Origin of the sequence: Motilibacter deserti (assembly GCF_011250635.1) — a bacterium.
GTDB classification, from domain to species: domain Bacteria; phylum Actinomycetota; class Actinomycetes; order Motilibacterales; family Motilibacteraceae; genus Motilibacter_A; species Motilibacter_A deserti.
The window spans coordinates 17,816-33,816 of record NZ_JAANNP010000009.1; the positions used below are offsets into that span (position 1 = coordinate 17,816).

The window sequence follows — 16,001 nt, forward strand, 5'->3', positions numbered from 1 at the left end:
CTCACCCGCCCCCACCCCCTCAGGCGCTGACGGGGCGGCGCGAGCGGTGGCGGGCCGCGCGAGGCGGGGCTCAGCGCACGTGCACGACGTCCCCGGCGCTCACGGCGCGTCCGTCCACGACGAGCCGGCCCTCGGTGTCGACGGCCTCGGCTCGTCCGGTCAGCGCCTCGCCGCCCGGCAGCTCGACGCGGACGTGGCGCCCGAGGGTCGAGCAGAGCCCGGTGTACGCCGGAAGCAGCCCGGACGCCTCCGGGTCGCCCCCCGCGGCGGCCCACCCGGCGTACCGCTCCCCGAGCTCGGACAGGACGGCGACCAGGACCTTGGTGCGGTCGGTCTCGGCGGCGCCCTCGAGGAGCAGGGACGTCGCGGTGGGAACAGGGCGCTCCTCGGCGGTGAGCGTGGTGTTCAGCCCGATCCCGAGGACCAGGGCCGGGCCGACGCCGCCGTCGACCCGCTCCGCGAGCAGCCCGGCCAGCTTGCGGTCGTCCACGAGCACGTCGTTCGGCCATTTCAGGGTGGCCTCGAGCTGCGCGACCCGCCGGACGACCTCGGCCACTGCGACCCCGGCGAGGAGCGGGAGCCACCCCCAGCGCTCGGCCGGGATGTCGACGGGGCGCAGCAGGACCGAGACGGCGAGGCTGGACCGCGGCGGCGCCGACCAGGAGCGGCCGGACCGCCCCCGCCCTGCCGTCTGCAGGTCGGCCACCAGCACGGTCCCCGCGCGGGCGCCCTCCCTGGCGCGGACGGCGAGGTCGGCGTTGGTCGACCCGGTCTCGGCGAGGACGCTGACGTCCCAGCCGAGGCTGCCGGCCAGCCGTACGTTGAGCTCCGATGCGCGCAGCGCGGGACGGGAGATCTCCGACACGCGGATAGGGTAGGGACTCATGTCCGCCGAGCCCTCCGCCGCACCCGCGCCTGCCTCACCGTCCGCAGGGGACGCGCCGCACCCGAAGACGACGGCGGGGCGTCGCGCCGAGCTGGAGCGCCGCCAGGCCGAGGTACGCACCGCGGCCGCGCGCGCGAAGGAGGTCCAGCACAAGCGGGGCAAGCTCAGCGCCCGCGAGCGCATCGACCTGCTGCTCGACGAGGGCTCGTTCGTCGAGATCGACGAGCTGGCCCGGCACCGCTCGACCGACTTCGGCATGGAGCGCAACCGCCCGCACGGTGACGGCGCGGTGACCGGCTACGGCACGGTCGACGGCCGCCAGGTCTTCGTCTACAGCCAGGACTTCACCGCGTTCGGCGGCAGCCTCGGCGAGCGCCACGGCCAGAAGATCGTCAAGCTGCTCGACATGGCGCTCAAGACCGGCGCGCCGGTCATCGGCCTGAACGACGGCGGCGGCGCCCGCATCCAGGAGGGCGTCAACGCCCTGGCCCTGTTCGGCGACATCTTCAGCCGCAACGTCGCCGCGTCCGGCGTCGTGCCGCAGATCTCGGTGATCCTCGGGCCGTGCGCCGGCGGCGCGGTCTACTCCCCCGCCCTGACCGACTTCACGATCATGGTCGAGGGCACGTCGCACATGTTCATCACCGGGCCCGACGTCATCAAGACGGTGACCGGCGAGGAGGTGGGCTTCGAGGAGCTCGGCGGCGCTCGCACCCACAACACGACCTCGGGCAACGCGCACTACATGGCGCACGGCGAGGAGGACGCGCTCGACTACGTCAGGGCGCTGCTGTCCTTCCTGCCTAGCAACAACCTCGAGGACGCGCCGGACTGGCACACCGAGGTCGACCTCGAGCCCTCCGACACGGACCTGTCGCTGGATTCGCTGATCCCGGATTCGCCGAACCAGCCTTATGACGTCCGCACCGTCATCGACGCTGTGGTCGACGAGGGCGAGTTCCTCGAGGTGCAGCCGCTGTTCGCGCCAAACATCTGCGTCGGCTTCGGTCGGGTGGAGGGCCGCACGGTCGGGGTCGTGGCCAACCAGCCGATGCACTTCGCCGGCACCCTCGACATCGACGCCTCGGAGAAGGCCGCGCGCTTCGTCCGCACCTGCGACGCCTTCAACATCCCGGTCGTCACCTTCGTCGACGTGCCCGGCTTCCTGCCCGGCACGGCACAGGAGTGGGACGGCATCATCCGCCGCGGCGCCAAGCTGATCTACGCCTACGCCGAGGCGACCGTGCCCAAGCTCACGGTCATCACGCGCAAGGCCTACGGCGGCGCCTACCTCGTCATGGGGTCCAAGCACCTGCGGGCCGACGTCAACCTGGCCTGGCCGACGGCGCAGATCGCGGTCATGGGCGCGCAGGGCGCGGTCAACATCCTGCACCGCAAGACGCTGGCCGCCGCCGAGGACGCCGACTCCACCAGGGCGCAGCTCGTCGAGGAGTACGAGCACACGCTGGCCAACCCCTACGTGGCGGCCGAGCGGGGCCACATCGACGGCGTCATCGCGCCGTCGGAGACCCGGGCCTCGATCACGCGCGCGCTGCGCCTGCTGCGCACGAAGCGCGAGGCGATGCCGCCGAAGAAGCACGGGAACATCCCGCTGTGAGCGTGCCGCAGGACCCCGGCCCCGAGGACGCCGTCTCGGTCGTGCACGGCAGCGCGGCCCCGGAGGACATCGCGGCGCTGCTCGCCGTGCTGGTGGCGCACTCGGCCGCCCAAGCCCAGGCCCACGCGCCGGCCGAGGCGCCGCAGCGCTCGGCGTGGGCCTCGCGGGCGTCCGCGCACCGGCGCATGCCCGCCCCTGGGCCGGGCGCTTGGCAGGCGGCGGTGCGGGGGCTCTGACGGGCGGCCGCCGAGGACGAGGGCGTCCCCGGGGAGCAGGCACTCGGCGGGCGTCGCCGCAACAGGAGACAGTTGTCCCTCGTGGTCGTCATGCCGACCACGAGGGACAGGTGATCACGGCCTGCACGCCCCCCGCGCAGCTACCCCGCCGCCGCGTCGATCCGCGGCAGCCGCCGCACGGCCAGCAGCCCGAGCGCCGCAGCAGCGACGGCCAGCACGACACCCCCGACGACGACCCCGACGTCGGCGATGTTGAACGGCACCAGGTCCTCGGCCCAGGGCGCACCGAGCACCCGTCGCCCGTAGGCGGCGACGGAGAGGTTGCGCAGCGCGGTGACCGGGCCGGCGAGCGAGATCTCCCAGATGACGACGTAGGCCAGGCCGATGAAGAGGCCCCGCCCGGACACCAGCGACAGCAGGACGAAGAGGGCGGTGTACGCCGCGGCGGTCAGCAGGGTCGCCGCGAGCAGGGACGACCACACCTTGCCGGTGTCCAGCTCCTCCCCGGTGCCCAGCACGCCGATGCCGACGACCGCCGGCAGGCTGACGAGCACGGTGGTGATCCAGGCCGCCGCCAGCTTGGCCCCGACGATGCGCCAGCGCGGGGTCGACGTGGACATGAGCAACGGCAGGGTGCCGCCCTCGCGCTCGTCGTCGAACGCGTTGACCCCGATGACGAGAGAGACCAGCGAGAGCACGACGCCGATCAGCAGGTTGCCGCCGAGGGTGGCGTACGCGCTGTCGAAGTCGACCGGGTCGGCCGCGAGCCGGATGATCACGGCGACGATGCCGATGGCCAGCGGGAGGAACGCGATGGCCAGCGTGCGGCCACGGAAGAGCAGTGCCCGCAGCGCGAGCCCGAACATCGTCATCGGCCGACTCCCCGCGCGGCGCTGGTGAGAGCCGCGAAGACGCTCTCGAGGTCCTCGCCGACCGGCTCGACCCGCCGCAGCCAGAGCCCGGCCTCGCGGGCGAGCACGGGCAGCCGGGTGGCCAGCGCGACGGCCTGCGCGGTCTCCACGGTGAGCTCCTCCCCCTCCAGCTCGACCGCGTGCACGACGCCGTCGGCGAGCAGCAGGCCGCCGAGGCGGCGCGCGTCGTCCGTGGAGATGCGCACGGTGCGCGGCCGGTCGGTCATGAGGTCGCGGATGCCCTCCGCCGTGCCCTCGGCCACCAGCCTGCCGTTGACGACGACGAGCAGCCGGCTGGCCATGCGCTCGACCTCGGTGAGGATGTGCGAGGACACGAGCACGGTGCGGCCCTCGGCGCCGAGCCGGCGGATGAGCTCGACGTCGGCGCGCCGCTGCGCCGGGTCCAGCCCGTTGAGCGGCTCGTCGAGCAGGAGCACCGCGGGGTCATGGGCGAGCGCCTGAGCCAGCTTGACCCGCTGGCGCATGCCCTTGGAGAAGCCGGCGACCTTGCGGTCGGCCGCCTCGGTCAGCCCCACCCGCTCGAGGGCGGCCTTGGCCGCTGCCCCCGCTGCGGCGACGCCACGCTGGGACGCGAGCAGCTCGACCGTCTGCCGGGCGGTGAGGAACGGCCAGAGCCCCTCCGAGTCCGGCACCACCCCCAGCCCCTCGTGGACCTTCGGCTCGGCCCGCGGGTCGCGCCCGAGCACGCGCACCGTGCCCTGACTGGGCGACGTCCAGCCCGCCATCAGCGACAGCGTGGTCGACTTGCCGGCACCGTTGTGGCCGAGCAGGCCCGTGACGCCGGGGAAGAGCTCGTACGACACGTCCGAGAGCGCCACCGTGTCGCCGAACCACTTGGAGACGTTGTCCAGGACGACGGGCGCGGTCGACACGGGTGCGGCCGGGGCAGCGGTCACGACTCCCGCCCTCCCCGGTAGCGGCGCCAGAGGACGGCCGCGGCGCCGAGCACGACGACCAGCCACACGGCCCACAGCAGGCCCTGCGGAGCGGTGACGTTGCCCTCGGGAGTGTCGAGGAACGACGCGGTCATGTCGATCGGCACGATCGGGAGCACGAAGGCGAGGAAGGCGTCGGAGTTGCTGATCGACGCCACCGCGCCGCCCAGCGTCGAGGCCACCAGCATCACCCCGAGGTAGCCGCCGACCGCGAACACCCGGCGCGGCGTGAGCGAGCCGATCGCGAGCCCCCAGCCGGCGTGGAAGAGGGCGAGCAGCACGCCGGCGAGCACGACCTTCGGCAGGTCCGCCGCGTGGTCGCCGACGTAGTCGATCGGCGAGTCCGAGACGAGGGCGCCACCGATGAGCAGCACCAGCAGCGGGCCGAGGGTGACTAGCAGGATCAGCAGCAGCGCCGCGATGACCTTGCCCAGGACGTACTCCCAGGCGGACAGCGCGGTGGAGAAGTAGAGCGTGAGGACCCTGTCCCGGCGGTCGCGCGTCAGCAGTGACGGGATGGTGGTCGCGACGTAGGCGAGCAGCGGCGTCGCGATGAGCGCGAGCAGCTCGTAGTAGCTCACGAAGTCCAGCGGCTCGGTGAACTCGTCGTTGTCCGGGACGAGCAGCGGGATGCCCACCGCCACCACCGCCGGGGCGTACGCCACCACCACGAGCAGGAACGGCCAGATCTTCGCGCCGGTCGAGCGCCGGACGCCCAGCGCCCCGAGCGCGGAGGACCGGGCGAGCGCCAGCACCGCGTACACCCGCGGGCGCAGCTGCCCGGTGAACCGGGAGTAGCGGATGTCGTAGAGGACGGCCGGCGGCCGCGTCGGGGAGGTCACGGGCGCGCCCCGTCGGTGGCCCGGTCCGATGACATCGCGTCGATGACGGCCTCCTCCAGCCGGTCCCCCTCGTCGGCGAGGCGCAGGATCCCGATGCCCTGCTCGGCCGCGAGGTCCCGCACGAGGGTCAGGGTGGTCTGGTCGCCGACCGCGATCCCGATGTCGCCCTGCTGGGTCGGGTACGTCGGCACCCCGCGGGCGTTCAGCAGCCCAGCGAACGCCCCGAGGTCGCCGGTCACCCGCAGCGCGACCGGCCCGACGCGGGCCGCCGGCTCCACCGGCTGCTGCGCGGCTAGCCGCCCCGAGCGGAGCACCACGACCTCGTCGCACGTCTGCTCGATGTCCTCGAGCACGTGCGAGGAGACGAGCACCCGGATGCCCAGCTCGTGGGAGAGCCGGCGCACGATCGAGAGCATCTCGCGGCGCCCCGCGGGGTCCAGTCCGCTCGTCGGCTCGTCGAGCACGACGAGGTCGGGGCCGTGCACCAGCGCCTGGGCCAGCTTGGCCCGCTGCCGCATGCCGAGCGAGTACGTCCCGATGGCCCGGCGGCGCTCCTCCTCGAGCCCGACCGCGAAGAGCACCTCGGAGGTCCGCCGGCGGGCGTCGCGGCGGTTCAGCCCGCGCAGCTGCGCGATGTGCACGCACATGTCCTGCGCGGACATCTCCGTCGGCAGGCAGTTGTGCTCGGGCATGTAGCCCACCCGGCGGCGCACCGCGTCGCGGTCGGCGGCCGCGTCGATGCCCAGCACGCGGACCGTGCCCGAGTCGGGCGGGGTGAGCCCCAGCGCGACCTTCATGAGCGTGGACTTGCCGGCACCGTTGGCTCCGAGCAGGCCGGTCGCCGCGGCGCGCACGGTCACCGTCACCTCGGACAGCGCCTGCACCCCGCCGCGCGACCCGGCCCGGCCGAAGCTCTTGCTCACTCCGACGCACTCCAGCGCAGGAGTGTCCAGGACCGCCACGTCGGCACCCTATCGACCGATGCGCCCGTGATCCATGATCAGGCGCGCAGCGAGCCGTCGCGCACAGGGTCGGCGTCGCCGGCCTCCTCGTCCACCCGCACGGCACCGGCGGTGAGCACGACCACCACGAGCAGCAGCGCCGGCACCGCGAGCGCCGCGCCCAGCCCGACCAGCTCGGCGATCCCGCCGATGACCGGCGGGCCGACGAGGAAGCCGAGGTAGCCCAGCGTGCTGACACGGGCTATGCCCGCCCCGGCCGCGGCCCCCGGGATGCTCCCGGCCGCGCTGAACAGCACCGGGACCAGCACCGACAGGCCTGCGCCGAGGAGCGCGAAGCCGGCGATCGCCGCGAGGCTGCCGGGAAGGAGCAGGCCGGCCAGCAGCCCGGCACCGGCCAGGGCCGCACCGCGCCGCACCGTGCGTACGGGCCCCCACGCGCCCGTCGCCCGGTCACCGACCAGCCGCCCGAGCGTCATGCACAGGCTGAAGGCGGCGTACGCGGCGGTCGCGAGCCCCGGGCCGGCGTCCCGCTCGTCGCGCACGTAGACCGCGCTCCAGTCGGCCGCGGCCCCCTCGCCGAGCAGGCAGATGAAGGCGAGCACGCCGAGCAGCAGCACCCGCCGGCCCACCCCGCGCGGGATCGCCCGCGCGCCCGCGGGCCGCTCCTCAGCCACCGTCGCGTACCCGTCCGGGAGCAGCCGGGTGCCCGCCGCCAGCATCAGGGGGGTCAGGGCGAGCGCGGTGGCCGTCAAGCTGGCCCGCGCGCTCACATCGGCCTGCGCCGCGAGGCCGGCGACGCCGACCCCGAGGAAGCCGCCCATGCTGAACCACGCGTGGAAGCTGCTCATGATCGGCCGGCCGTAGCCGCGCTCGACCCGGACGGCCTGCGCGTTCATCGAGACGTCGAGCAGGCCGTTCGAGGCGCCGAGCGCAACTAGGGCCGCGGCCAGCGACACCGGCCCCCCGGCGTACGCGACCGGCAGCAGCACCAGGGGCATGAGCAGGGCGGCCACCCGCAGCGTGCGGCGCTCGCCGAACCGTGCGATGGCCGGCGGCACGAGCTGCATGCCGAGGACCGCGCCGACCGCGGGGCCGAGCAGGATCAGCCCGAGCTCGCCGTTCTGCAGCTCCAGCGCGCGTTTGACGTCCGGGATGCGGCCGACCCAGGAGCCGAAGGCGGCGCCGTTGAGCAGGAAGACGACCGCCGTGGCCACGCGGGCGTGCAGCGCGGTCGGCGCCGGGCGCGGCTTGTCGCCCGCGTCCGTCGTGACCGTCCCCGCTCGGCTCTGCTCGCTCACGTCGTCTCCCATGCCGTCCGTGTGGTTAATCGTTTAACCATAGCCCCACTAGACTGCTTCCCGCATCCAGGTCGAGTGGCGGAGGGGGTCGGACGGTGGCGACGCTGCGCGAGGTCGCCGCCGCGGCAGGCGTGTCGACGGCGACCGCGTCCAACGTCTTCAACGGCACCGGCCGCGTGTCCGACGCCGTGCGGGCGCGCGTGGTCGAGACGGCCGCGGCGCTCGGGTACGCCGGCCCCAACCCCGCCGCGGCCTCGCTGCGCCGCGGGCGGGTGGGCATCATCGGCGTGGTCCTGGCCGAGGGGCTCGGGTACGCCCTCGGCGACCCGGCCGCCGGCGCCTTCCTCGCGGGCGTGGCGGAGGTCGGCGACGCCGCGGACGTCGGGCTGACCCTGCTGCCCGTCCCGCCCGGGCGGCCCGACCGCACCGGCCCGACGGCGCGCGGGCTCCCGACGCTGGAGCGCGCGATCGTCGACGGGGCGATCGTCTACAGCATCGAGGAGGACTCCCCGGCGCTCCCGACGCTCGTCGCGCGCCGGCTCCCCCTGGTGGCGGTCGACAGCCCTCGCGACGCGACGGAAGCGCCATGGGTTGCCCGCGTGCTCGTCCGCGACCGCGACGCCGCTGCCGACGCCGCGACCCACCTGGCCGCGCTCGGGCACCGCAGGGTCGCGGTCGTCGTCGACCGGCTGACGAGCGCCGCGCGCACCGGGCGCGCGCCCTGGTCGCAGGCGCGGCAGGCCACCAGCAGCGTGATCCGGGAGCGGCTCGCCGGCTACGCGGACGCGTGGCGCCGGGCCGGGCTCCCCCTCTCGGCGCTCGAGGTCCACGAGGCCGGTGCGAACTCCGTGGAGGCCGGGCAGCAGCTGGCCCGCGACCTCGTCACGGCGCGGGCCCCGGTCACCGCAGTCGCCTGCGTCAGCGACGTGCTCGCGCTCGGGATGACCCAGGGGGCGCGCGAGCTCGGGCTGGGCGTGCCGCGCGACCTCTCGGTCGTGGGCTTCGACGACAGCCCGCTCGCCGCGCAGGTCGGGCTGACCTCGGTCGCCCAGCCGCTGCGCGAGAAGGGCGAGACGGCCGCCCGGGCGCTGCTCGCCGCGCTCGCCGGCCAGCCGGTCGAGGCGCGTACGGAGCTGCCGGCGACGCTCGTGGTGCGCGGCTCGACAGGACCGCCGGCGCAGGGAGAAGCGGCGCGGCCGCGCTAGGACGACGGGACCGGCCCTCGGGTGGAAGCGCACGCGCCGTCCGGGGTGATGAACGATGACAGGGCCGGCCGGCGGGTCAGGACGGTCGACGGGAGCGGGGCCGGCTTGTGGCGGCCGGCGGAGTAGATCGGCATCGAGCTCTCCTGTGGCATGGAGCCGCGCTCGTGAGGCTGCGGCGAGGTTGGCGTCCCCGGTCTCCGCCGGACGGGGCGCGGCGGAGACCGGGGAGGTCTGGGGCCCCATTGAGGGGCAGCAGCTTCGGGGATCTCGGAAGCGTGATTTGTTCTTCAGGTACGCGGGGGCGGGCCGGTGCTGCCGCGGACGACCAGCTGGACCGGCAGCGTGTGGTGCGCCGGCTCGAGGCCGCCGGCGAGCGTGTCGACCAGGAGGCGCCCGGCGAGAGCGCCCTTCTCCAGGACGGGCTGGGCGATCGTCGTGAGCGGAGGGGTCGAGTCGCGCGAGGCCGCGCTGTCGTCGTACCCGATGACCGACACGTCCTCGGGCACCCGCAGCCCGCGGGAGCGCAGCTCGTCGATGACCCCGAATGCGAGCCCGTCGCTCATGCACGCGATGCCGGTCGGCGGGCGCTTGCCGTCGAGCAGCAGCTTCGCCGCCAAGACGCCCTGCTCCCGCGTGGCCTCGGTGCAGGAGATCGTCGCCGGGAGCCGCGTGCCGCCGCGCCGGGCCGCACGCGCCCACCCCGCCAGCCGCTCGCGGACGACGTGATGGCGGCTGGTGGCGCTGGCCGGCACGACCTGGCAGCCGCCCTCGGCCATGCCCACCCCGACCACGCCGAGGTCGCGGTGCCCGAGCTCGATCAGGTGCGTCAGGCCGAGCAGGCCGCCCTCGCGGTCGGCGACGTTGACGCTCGGCACCGCGGGGTCGGGCTCGACGTCCACCCAGACCATGGGCAGCCCACGCCGCTTCGCCGCGTCGAGGCCGGGCGACTCGTCCTCGACCGAGTAGACGATCAGGCCGTCCACCATCGCCCGCGCCATCGGCCCGCGCTCGGCCCCGTGCGGGGTCGAGACGACGGTGAGCGCGAAGCCGGCGTCCTCGGCGGACTGCGCGATGCCGGCGAGGAACTCGGTCGCGACGGCGTCGGTGAACGCGTAGCGCAGGCTGTCGGTGAAGAGGACGCCGATCGTGTCCGTACGCCCCGTGCGCAAAGCCGCGGCGCTCGCGCTCGGGCCGGAGTAGCCGAGCTCCTCGGCGGCGGCGAGGATCCGCGCGCGCAGCTCCGGCGAGAGCTGGTCGGGCCGGGAGAACGCGTTGGACACGGTGGTGCGGCTGACGCCGACCGCCTCCGCGACCGTCAGCAGCGTCGCTTTGGCCATCTCGCCCTCCCTCCTCGCAGCGCGGTACTGGATCGGTCAAGGGGTTCCTTCTGGATCGGTACAGTAGAACCGTGATCTTGATCGGTCAAGAGATCGATCCAGACGAATCCGCCGTTCCCCGGTACCGCAGCGACGGGCTCGGGGGACGTGGCCTCCGCGGGCCGGAAAAGCACGGGACACCCGCACCGGGCGCGGCCTAGCGTCCAGGGGTGGACGACGCGACACTCCCGCCCGGCCCGAGGGACGACGACCCCGCCCCGGACGCGTACGGCCGGGTCACCGGCGCCGTGCGCTTCGCCCCGCTGCACGGCGTCGCCCGCGGCCTCATCGCCCGGCTGCAGGCGGCGTACGACGTCGAGGTGGCGGACGCGACCGAGGAGCTCCGGCGCGAGCGTCCTGCGATCCCGGTCCTGGACGCGGTGCGGATCACGCCTCGTGCAGGCAGCGGCACGTCGCTCGTCGTCGGCCTGTCCCCCTTCCCCGGCGTCTCGCTCCGATTCGGCCGGAACGGGAGCGCCGCCTTCCCCACCTGCGGCTGCGACGCCTGCGACGAGCAGGTGAAGGATGAGGCCGATGAGCTGCGGGCGCTCGTCGACGACGTCGTCGAGGGGCGGGTCGAGGAGGAGGTACGCCGCGGCCCCGGGACCGCGGAGCTGACGCTGCGCCGCCCGGGGCGTGCGGGCACGACGTACCTCTACGGCGGGGAGGCGGAGGCCGAGGGAGAGCCGTGGCGCCGGACGTGGGGGCCGTGGCCGAGGCGGTAGCCCGGGCTGGTGGCGGGCGCGCGCCGTTCCGCCGAGCTGCTCGTCCGCGCGGTGTGGCTCGTTCAGTGGCTCTGTCAGTGGGTCCCGCTAGCTTGCGGCCATGGAGTTCTCGGACGGCTCGAGGCGCGCGACCATGACGGTCGTGCGGCTCGATGCCGCCCGGTGGGCGCGACAGGTGAGGAGCGAGCAACGGCGGACCGCGGCGGCGAGCTCCGCCTCCACCTCGGCCTCGGCCTCGGCCTCGGCCTCGAAGGCGAGCGAAGCCTCGGCGCACGAGCCGAGCCACGAAGGCGCCTCCGGCAAGGGTGAACGCAGCGTCTCTCCTGCACAGCACTCGCTGGACGAGCTTCGCGAGCAGGCCGAGCGCGAGGCGGGGACCGTCCTGGAGCTCACGCTCGCCCGCGCCGCCCAGGGTGACGCGGTGGCAAGCGGCTCGCTCAGCGCGAGTGTCGTGCTGAGGCTCATGCCGCCGGACGGGGAGCCCGTCGCCGCGTTCGTCGCGGCCGTGCCCCCGGGGCCCGCGCTGATCGCAGTGCTCGAATGCGTGGCAGCACGCGCGTTGTCCGCGGACGACCGCGTCGAGGTCGTCCGCGGTTGGGAGCGAGCGGGCGCGTGGCTCGCTGCGCGCCAGGCCCGGGCGCTCGCGGCGGCCGCCGAGGCCGCCGCCGTCGAGCTGGCCCCGCAGCCGGGCAGTCCCGCGGCCGAGCACTGGTCGGGCGAGCAGGCTGGGGAGGCCGAGATCGGCGCAGCGGTCCGGTGGTCGCAGCCGACCGTCGCGAACCGGATCCACCTTGCCGGTGAGCTGACCGGGCGGTGCGTGCCGACGCTGGACGAGCTGGAGGCCGGCCGCCTCGAGCCACGCCAGGCCGCAGCTGTGGTCGAGGCGTGCGGCCCGTTGGGCGACGCCGCAGCCGCTCAGGTGCAGCAGCGAGTGCTGGGCCGCGCGGGCAAGCAGACCGTCGCCCAGCTGCGACGGTCGCTGAGACGGGCGGTCATCGCGGCTGACCCGTCGACAGCGGCCGAGCGGCAGGCGGCGGCGCGCGCAGAGCGTGACGTGGCCCTGACTACGCTGCCGGACGGAATGGCGCAGGTCGCGCTGACGACCGATGCCGCGGGAGCGCAGACGGTGTGGGCGGCCTTGGACGCGGTCGCGGCCCACCTCCCAGCAGTGGACCCGGAGGGCCGTCCCGTGCCGGTCGCCGCGCGCCGGGCCGACGGACTGGTCGCGCTCTGCGCCGCGGTCCTCGGTGACCCCGACGTGCTGCCGGGGTTGGCGCACGCCGCCACACAGCGGCCCGCGGTGCGCGTCACCGTGTCGCTCGACACACTGCTCGGCCTGTCGGAGCGTCCGGGCGAGCTGGACGGCTACGGGCCGATCCCGGCGCCGATGGCTCGCGAGCTGGCTGCGGACGGCACGTGGCGACGCTGGACGCTGGAGCCGCAGACCGGCCAGCTACTGGACGTCGGCTCGTGCACCTACCGCCCGAGCGCTCGCTTGGCGGCCTTTGTCACGGCGCGGGACCGGACCTGCCGCGGCCCGGGCAGCGGATACCCCGCGGACCGAGCGGACCTCGACCACGTCGCGGAGTTCGACGGCGCCAACACGACGCGTGCGAACCTCCAGCCGTTACGACGCCGCTGGCACAACGCCAAGACGCACGGCGGCTGGCGCCCGACGCGAGCGCCCGACGGAACGGTGACGTGGCGGACGCCCCTCGGCCGGCGCTACGTCATCCCGCCCGAGGATCTCGACCCCGAATGACGCGTGCCCTTCCGCGACCCGACCCGGTCATACGTACGACCCCACCCCGCGCACGCGCATCGAGCTCCGGCGTGATGTTGCGCCGCGCAACCCGATCACACGCACGAGCTGACCACACGCACGAGCCGACCACGCGCGCCGAGCCGACCACACGCGCCGAGCCGACCACACGCGCCGAGCCGACCACCCACACCGAGCCGACCACCCACGCCGACCACGCACGCCCCGGTCAGTTCGCATCACGCACACGCCGTGACCTCTCGGGAGCCGACCTCTGCGCGGGGCATGCGCAGCCCTCGGCGAGCGCACCCTCGCGCGGGCTGAGACGGCAGCTTGCTGTGGCGACGACCATGAGCGGCACGAATCCCGCCTCAGGTATCACCCACGCCCGCCGGGGACTCCTCTCCCCCGTGCTACGACGACTCGCTCTCGGCCTCGCGTGTGCCGCCGCCGCCCTCGCCCTTCCCGCGCCCGCAGCCCACGCCGACGACATGGTCTGGTTCCAGACGCCGTCGCGGAACATCCAGTGCGCCGTCTACAGCGCAGACGGATGGCAGCTGCGCTGCGACATGCTCGAGACGACCAACACGCCGCCGCGACGCCCGCGCTCGTGCGACTTCGACTACGGGCACGCGTTCGGGCTGACGGCCACCGGCAAGGGCCGCTACCTCTGCGTGAGCGACTTCGTCGGCGACCCCGAGCGCGCTCGCACGGTGAAGTACGGACGCTCGATCCGCGTCGGCCCCTTCACCTGCAGCTCGCGCGAGAGCGGCCTCACGTGCAGCAACCGGCGTGCGCACGGCTTCTCGCTCAGCAAGGCCCGGCAGCGCGTCTTCTGACGGCGGCGAGCGGGCCGTCGCAGCCCGAGGATGGCACGTCCAGCGGAACTGCGATCGCGGGCCGAGCCCGAAACGTGGTGGAGTGACCGGCGCCCTGGCCGAGCCGGGCTCGGCGCAGTGACGAGCACTGCGAGCCGCGCGCTGTGTTGACGAGCGCTGTGTCGACGGGCGCTCGCATGCCGGAACGCGGCGGAGAAACGAGCCTCGCGACAGGCCCCAGCGCACTGACAGGCACTGGCGAATCGGCCAAGCGGAGACAAGCCTGGCGAGCCGGGTCGGGGGCACTGACGGGCACTACCGAGACGGTCCCGGCGTAGCGACGGCTGCAACGCAAGTAGCCTCCCGCCGTGCCCCGGCTCGTCCTCGCCTCCCAGTCCCCCGCCCGCCTCGCGACCCTGCGTGCCGCCGGCCTCGACCCCGAGGTCCTGGTCAGCGGCGTGGACGAGTCCGACGTGACCGGTGCCCCGGCGTACGTCGCGCTCGAGCTCGCCACCCGGAAGGCCCGCGCGGTGGCGGGACGGGTCGAGGGCGCGGCCCTGGTCGTGGGCTGCGACTCGGTGCTCGAGCTGGACGGGGAGGCGCACGGCAAGCCCGTCGACGCCGCGCAGGCCCGCGAGCGGTGGCAGCGGATGCGCGGGCGCAGCGGCACCCTGCACACCGGCCACTGCGTGATCGACACGGCGAACGGCCGCGAGGTCACGCGCGGCGCGGCAACGCTGGTGCGGTTCGCCGAGGTCACCGACGCCGAGATCGAGGCCTACGTCGCGACCGGCGAGCCGCTCGTCGTCGCGGGCGCGTTCACCGTCGACGGCCTGGGCGGGGCCTTTGTCGAGAGCCTCGAGGGCGACCCCCACAACGTCGTCGGCATCAGCCTGCCGCTGCTGCGCCGCATGCTCGCCGAGCTCGACGTGGCCTGGCCCTCGCTCTGGGCCAAGAGCTGACGGTCCCGACGCGGACCTGAGGCGCCCGCCCGCACGCGCCGCCGCACGTCCGCGCCGTCCACCCGTTCGCGCCGTCCGCCCGTTCGCGCCGTCCGCCCGTTCGCGCCGTCCGCCCGTCCGCGCCGCCGCACGTCCGCGCCGTCCGCGCTACGCGTGCGCCCGGGCCGCCCGCCCCCGCCCGCGCTCGCGCCGCCCGCGCCCGCCCGCGCTACGCGTGCGCGCGCCGGCCCCGTACGCGCCGGCGCAACGACAGCCGCGCCCGCTCCACGACACCGGGCGTGCGCTGCTCGACCACGCTGGCAGCGGCGCGCGCGGGCTTCGACCCCGGAGCCGGCGCGACCGCGGCGGCGACGACGGCCGCGGCCGCAGCGGCCCGCAGGTCGTCGAGCACCGAGTAGCCCACGTCCTCGGCGTCCTTCGGCACCCGCGGCTCGAGGTCGGTGAGCTCGCCGATGACGCGTACGCCCGACTCCTGCAGCCCGGCGATGTCATGGGCCGCCCACTCCTCGACGGCGGTGCGCCACTGCGCAGGGATCACGATCTTCGGCCCGCGGTCCTCGCGGGGCACGAGCCCGTCGCGGATGATCGTGCGGCGCAGCTCGTTCGCCCGGTGCAGCGGCCACTCCTGCGCACGCAGCACGGCGTTGACCGAGGCCATGAGCTCGGCCTCGGGCCAGGTCAGCCCGACGTGGGCCTCGGCCGCGGTGAGCTTCGGCTGCGGCAGCGCCGCCAGGCCCGGGACGTCCAGCGCGGACAGGAACCGGTCCCACAGCAGCCGCGGCGGCGAGCCGGCGTTCGTGATGACGCGGACGTTGTCGATGCCGACGACGTCGCCCCAGCGACGCACCAGGTCGGCGAGGGCGTACGCCCGCCACGGCGCCCGCACCACGTCGTCCGCGTCGCGCTGGGCGGCCGCCCGCCGGTCGTCGGCCCGGGCCGCGAGGAACGCCTCGAAGGAGTGGCTCTGGCTGGCGCGGACGTTCTGCTGCCACGCCGAGCTCAACGTGCGGGCCAGGTCGCGCGCCGTCACGAGCACGGTGACGTCGTCCCCGCCGAGCGCCTCGACCGTCCGACGGACCCCGCTCGGGCGCAGGAACGCCAGCCCCTCGGCCGAGAGCAGCACCGCCCCGGGCGCCTGCTCGATCTCCCCCCGCAGCCACTCCCAGGTCGGGGCGGCGTCGGCGGCGTGCTGGTCGCTGACGTACGCGATCTCCCCGGGCAGCAGCCCGTAGAACGCGCGCTGGTGGTTGGGCACGTCGAACTCGTCACCGCGCCGCACCGGGTAGGCCACCCCCGCCGCGGCCAGCGCGTCGACGTTCTCCGCCAGACCGTGCTGCAGGTAGGTGGTCCCGGACTTCTGCAGTCCGACGTGTAGCAGGACTCGCGAGGCCATGCTCCTGACCTTAGCGTCCGCGCCCCGCGCCCCCGCCTTGCCGCACGCAGC

16 protein-coding genes are annotated in these 16,001 nt (G+C 74.9%); 7 read left to right on the forward strand and 9 right to left on the reverse strand.

All coding sequences use genetic code 11. The features are described from left to right. Positions 1-70 precede the first annotated feature (70 nt). Positions 71-886, reverse strand: a complete 816-nt coding sequence (locus G9H71_RS12845) for a biotin--[acetyl-CoA-carboxylase] ligase (RefSeq protein ID WP_166282427.1) — start codon at positions 884-886, stop codon at positions 71-73. Between G9H71_RS12845 and G9H71_RS12850 the strand changes: the two genes are divergently transcribed. Continuing rightward, positions 885-2,504, forward strand: coding sequence for an acyl-CoA carboxylase subunit beta (locus G9H71_RS12850; protein ID WP_166282429.1), 1,620 nt, complete (start codon positions 885-887; stop codon positions 2,502-2,504). The genes G9H71_RS12845 and G9H71_RS12850 overlap by 2 nt on opposite strands. Continuing rightward, the gene (locus tag G9H71_RS12855) at positions 2,501-2,740 is read left to right on the forward strand and encodes an acyl-CoA carboxylase subunit epsilon (protein ID WP_166282431.1); all 240 of its coding nucleotides are present in this window, start codon (positions 2,501-2,503) and stop codon (positions 2,738-2,740) included. The genes G9H71_RS12850 and G9H71_RS12855 overlap by 4 nt, the downstream gene beginning before the upstream one ends. Positions 2,741-2,880: 140 nt before the next feature. On the opposite strand, the gene G9H71_RS12860 is transcribed toward G9H71_RS12855, so the two are convergent. From G9H71_RS12860 to G9H71_RS12880, 5 genes are read right to left on the reverse strand one after another with little or no spacing between them, the layout of a single operon-like run. Then, positions 2,881-3,612: an ABC transporter permease subunit gene (locus tag G9H71_RS12860; protein ID WP_166282433.1), complete on the reverse strand. Its 732-nt coding sequence runs from the start codon at positions 3,610-3,612 to the stop codon at positions 2,881-2,883. Beyond that, complete coding sequence (locus tag G9H71_RS12865) at positions 3,609-4,568, reverse strand: ABC transporter ATP-binding protein (protein ID WP_331272953.1); 960 nt, start codon at positions 4,566-4,568, stop codon at positions 3,609-3,611. Before G9H71_RS12865 ends, G9H71_RS12860 begins: the two co-directional genes overlap by 4 nt. Continuing rightward, a complete protein-coding gene (locus G9H71_RS12870) occupies positions 4,565-5,449 on the reverse strand; it encodes an ABC transporter permease (RefSeq protein WP_166282435.1) in 885 nt (294 codons plus the stop codon). The genes G9H71_RS12865 and G9H71_RS12870 overlap by 4 nt, the downstream gene beginning before the upstream one ends. Then, complete coding sequence (locus G9H71_RS12875) at positions 5,446-6,411, reverse strand: ABC transporter ATP-binding protein (protein ID WP_331272954.1); 966 nt, start codon at positions 6,409-6,411, stop codon at positions 5,446-5,448. Before G9H71_RS12875 ends, G9H71_RS12870 begins: the two co-directional genes overlap by 4 nt. Positions 6,412-6,449: 38 nt before the next feature. After that, positions 6,450-7,709: an MFS transporter gene (locus tag G9H71_RS12880; RefSeq protein ID WP_166282437.1), complete on the reverse strand. Its 1,260-nt coding sequence runs from the start codon at positions 7,707-7,709 to the stop codon at positions 6,450-6,452. Between the two features lie 95 nt (positions 7,710-7,804). Between G9H71_RS12880 and G9H71_RS12885 the strand changes: the two genes are divergently transcribed. Beyond that, positions 7,805-8,914 (forward strand): LacI family DNA-binding transcriptional regulator, encoded by a 1,110-nt coding sequence (locus tag G9H71_RS12885; protein ID WP_166282439.1) that lies wholly within the window; start codon positions 7,805-7,807, stop codon positions 8,912-8,914. Here the strand turns inward: G9H71_RS12885 and G9H71_RS12890 are convergent. Then, a complete protein-coding gene (locus tag G9H71_RS12890) occupies positions 8,911-9,048 on the reverse strand; it encodes a hypothetical protein (protein WP_166282441.1) in 138 nt (45 codons plus the stop codon). The genes G9H71_RS12885 and G9H71_RS12890 overlap by 4 nt on opposite strands. A 153-nt stretch (positions 9,049-9,201) precedes the next feature. Next, the gene (locus G9H71_RS12895) at positions 9,202-10,251 is read right to left on the reverse strand and encodes a LacI family DNA-binding transcriptional regulator (protein ID WP_166282443.1); all 1,050 of its coding nucleotides are present in this window, start codon (positions 10,249-10,251) and stop codon (positions 9,202-9,204) included. Positions 10,252-10,460: 209 nt separating this feature from the next. On the opposite strand from G9H71_RS12895, the gene G9H71_RS12900 reads away from it, so the two are divergent. The 4 genes from G9H71_RS12900 to G9H71_RS12915 all read left to right on the forward strand — a co-directional run bounded on the left by G9H71_RS12900 (position 10,461) and on the right by G9H71_RS12915 (position 14,557). Continuing rightward, positions 10,461-11,015, forward strand: a complete 555-nt coding sequence (locus tag G9H71_RS12900; protein WP_166282445.1) for a DUF6226 family protein — start codon at positions 10,461-10,463, stop codon at positions 11,013-11,015. Positions 11,016-11,115: 100 nt separating this feature from the next. Beyond that, complete coding sequence (locus G9H71_RS12905) at positions 11,116-12,777, forward strand: DUF222 domain-containing protein (protein ID WP_166282447.1); 1,662 nt, start codon at positions 11,116-11,118, stop codon at positions 12,775-12,777. Positions 12,778-13,187: 410 nt separating this feature from the next. Then, positions 13,188-13,616 carry a DUF6636 domain-containing protein gene (locus tag G9H71_RS12910; RefSeq protein ID WP_166282449.1) on the forward strand — a complete coding sequence of 143 codons (429 nt, stop codon included), beginning with the start codon at positions 13,188-13,190 and terminating at the stop codon, positions 13,614-13,616. 347 nt (positions 13,617-13,963) lie between these two features. Then, entirely contained in the window at positions 13,964-14,557 is a 594-nt protein-coding gene (locus tag G9H71_RS12915) for a Maf family protein (protein ID WP_166282451.1), read from the forward strand. Between the two features lie 208 nt (positions 14,558-14,765). On the opposite strand, the gene G9H71_RS12920 is transcribed toward G9H71_RS12915, so the two are convergent. Continuing rightward, positions 14,766-15,950, reverse strand: coding sequence for a hypothetical protein (locus G9H71_RS12920; RefSeq protein WP_166282453.1), 1,185 nt, complete (start codon positions 15,948-15,950; stop codon positions 14,766-14,768). Positions 15,951-16,001 lie beyond the last annotated feature (51 nt).

What these genes read in the sequence shown, in the direction of transcription:
- G9H71_RS12850 (WP_166282429.1), top strand. Translation starts at nt 885, where the DNA reads ATGTCCGCCGAGCCCTCCGCCGCACCCGCGCCTGCCTCACCGTCCGCA.
- G9H71_RS12845 (WP_166282427.1), bottom strand. Translation starts at nt 886, where the DNA reads ATGAGTCCCTACCCTATCCGCGTGTCGGAGATCTCCCGTCCCGCGCTG.
- G9H71_RS12860 (WP_166282433.1), bottom strand. Translation starts at nt 3,612, where the DNA reads ATGACGATGTTCGGGCTCGCGCTGCGGGCACTGCTCTTCCGTGGCCGC.
- G9H71_RS12890 (WP_166282441.1), bottom strand. Translation starts at nt 9,048, where the DNA reads ATGCCGATCTACTCCGCCGGCCGCCACAAGCCGGCCCCGCTCCCGTCG.
- G9H71_RS12895 (WP_166282443.1), bottom strand. Translation starts at nt 10,251, where the DNA reads ATGGCCAAAGCGACGCTGCTGACGGTCGCGGAGGCGGTCGGCGTCAGC.
- G9H71_RS12905 (WP_166282447.1), top strand. Translation starts at nt 11,116, where the DNA reads ATGGAGTTCTCGGACGGCTCGAGGCGCGCGACCATGACGGTCGTGCGG.
- G9H71_RS12920 (WP_166282453.1), bottom strand. Translation starts at nt 15,950, where the DNA reads ATGGCCTCGCGAGTCCTGCTACACGTCGGACTGCAGAAGTCCGGGACC.